1 protein-coding gene is annotated in these 2,224 nt (G+C 42.1%); it reads right to left on the bottom strand.

The annotated features are described in order from the left end of the window. Nucleotides 1-2,174 (bottom strand): conjugal transfer protein TraG N-terminal domain-containing protein (locus Q0212_RS06080; protein ID WP_297923599.1); only part of this gene is annotated, 2,174 nt, incomplete at its 3' end. Nucleotides 2,175-2,224: the final 50 nt, after the last annotated feature.

The following is a 2,224-nucleotide window of genomic DNA, read 5'->3' as shown; positions in this document are numbered from 1 at the left end:
GTTCTCTTTTGCTCAAGAGTGCTTTGTTGTTCGCTATGTGTGGTTGCCGTTTGACCTGCTAAACGCTCCGCTTGATTCGCTAAACTATTGGTTTGATTGCTTGGATTGGCGATAGACGATGCACCTAACGTGTCCACTGCTTGTTGGCCTGCTTGCTTGATGTTAGCTTGCTCTTGAGCAAGGTTGATCTGTTGTTCGATACGTTGGTTGACAAAATCCTCTATGCCTTGTTTGGTTGTGGCTTTGGCATTGGTATCAATATTCCTGCCATAATCAATCACACCTTGTTTCCAATTTTCTGAATCTGCCTTTTGGAGATGATCTATTAATGCTGGAGTTTCATTGATACTGACATTAAAGCCGTTTGACTCAGCCTCACTACGCACAGAGCGAGCCGCGTTCAACTGTTGCAATGCTTGACTGTGTGCTTTTTCTGCACGAGTAGCACGTTCAAATGACTGACTATGTTGATTTTCAGTGCTATGTGTACTGGTATTGTTTTGGCTAGTTTGACTACTTGTTGCAATAGTATTGATTTTTGCCAATCCTTCACGCGCCTGATCCGATTGCAAGAACTCCTGCATTTTCGCTGCCGATTGAGTATTCGTATTAGCGTTTCCTTCGCTATTTTTAGAACTATCCTGATGACTGCCTCCAACATTGACTCCTGTACCGCCAACACCGAATCCCAACGAAGCACCAGCCGTATAATTTTTGACGACATCATTGGTAAATGATGTTTTTTCCTCATTACTCCAATTCTTAGACTCGGCAAATTTTTCAGCACTTCCCTTGACTATCTCAGTCATTTGATTGAGTGTGTTTTGATGTGTTTCTTGAGTGCTTGTGCCAGTGCTAGTTGTGGATGCACCTGCACGAACATCCGCAAAGGCATCACGGAAGGCATTGCCACGAGCTTCAGCTAAGCTAGCCGAAGTTTGAGATACATGAGATGTTGCTTGCTCAACCGCTTGGCTAGTCGCTTGTTCAAAGGCTTTTTGAGAGCTGACAGACACGCCCAATGACGAAACATTTTGATTGTAAACAGAGCCATATTGAGAGGTCGTCGTCGTGAAACCGCCATCTTGATTTTGATAGTAACCAGCCGTTTGAGTGGGTGCGCTCATGTGTTGAAAGGCAGATTGATTTTGAAAGTTGGTGTTTCCAATATTGAAATTACCAGCGGAGGCTTCCATGCTAGCACTAGCAGCAGGAGCCGCATAACCATCAAGAACACGCCCAAGCATTCCAGCCATCATAGCCCCACCCTGAGACACCATGACATAGGTCATCATAGGGATCATTCCCAACATATACCCAGCAATCGCTTCATACTTCTCCATGACTTGTTTGATACCCATTTGACTATACATGTCATATCTTGCTGGCACTAAATTCCCACTAAAATCGTAGTAAGCAACGACTTTTTGAACAGCGAAACTTCCAAAAAATGTCATCGCGTAATGTAGTAATGCAAATGCAACTGGCCATAATCCAATCCAAATGAGCATTTTTCCGTAGTAACCAAATGCTCTCCAACCATTAGGAAATAAGATTGCTAACCCAACAAACGGAAACACTGCATACATCAATCCTTCCATCAAGTTTTTTAAGATGGGTAGCATCTCTGCAGCCATTTTTCCCATTACACCAAATGTTGTTGCTCTTTCTCTTTCCGCTCTGGCTAGAGCATAGCCTTGAATCGCTGCATTGGCATCTGCGCTGCCAGCCAACGCATGTAAGCCTCCATCCATCGAGTTAATCATGGCACTTTGCACTAACAATTGAGAGGCGTTTCTAGATATATTTGATAAATATGTAAAACTCACAGGCATAGCAGTCCATCCTGCTTGTACCGTATTGCTTACTGGAGCCATTGTGATATTTGATCTAGTACCAGCATTCTTTTCAAAATCTTTCTGATTTTGTATTAAACCTTGCTCAATATTTGTTATCCCTGTTCTGCAATCAACAAAAGATTTTGTACCGTTTAACTCTTGGTAAAACCCTCTCGTCATCGCGGTATTAGTTTTGAAAAACGCAACAATATCTTCCTGTGCTGTTAAATCATTAAAGTTATAAAAACCTAAACCAATGTCATAGAAAGCACAATTTTTCCAAAATTCTTGAAGATCATTGTTCAAAGCAGCGTCGTTTGGTTGATAGTGCAGCATCTTTTTGACAAGGTTTTGTCCAAATAATGGACCGTTAGAGCTATATTTCA

Origin of the sequence: uncultured Agitococcus sp. (assembly GCF_937920075.1) — a bacterium.
In the GTDB taxonomy this organism is placed as follows: domain Bacteria; phylum Pseudomonadota; class Gammaproteobacteria; order Pseudomonadales; family Moraxellaceae; genus Agitococcus.
The sequence above is the reverse complement of the archived record's forward strand: the minus strand, read 5'-3'. Positions and strand labels throughout refer to the sequence as shown.